At 53.1% G+C, this 211-nt stretch carries 1 rRNA gene; it reads left to right on the top strand.

Annotation, left to right across the window (positions count from 1 at the left end):
- Positions 1–211 (top strand): 16S ribosomal RNA (locus LCF57_RS10485); the annotation flags it as partial.

The raw sequence follows: 211 nt of genomic DNA, 5'->3' as shown, positions 1-211 counted from the left end.
TGTAGAAGCTTGCTTCTACATAACCTAGCGGCGGACGGGTGAGTAACACGTAGGCAACCTGCCCACAAGACAGGGATAACTACCGGAAACGGTAGCTAATACCCGGTACATCCTTTTCCTGCATGGGAGAAGGAGGAAAGACGGAGCAATCTGTCACTTGTGGATGGGCCTGCGGCGCATTAGCTAGTTGGTGGGGTAATGGCCTACCAAG

Origin of the sequence: Paenibacillus sp. BJ-4 (assembly GCF_020404765.1) — a bacterium.
Lineage (GTDB): Bacteria > Bacillota > Bacilli > Paenibacillales > Paenibacillaceae > Paenibacillus.
The sequence above is the reverse complement of the archived record's forward strand: the minus strand, read 5'-3'. Positions and strand labels throughout refer to the sequence as shown.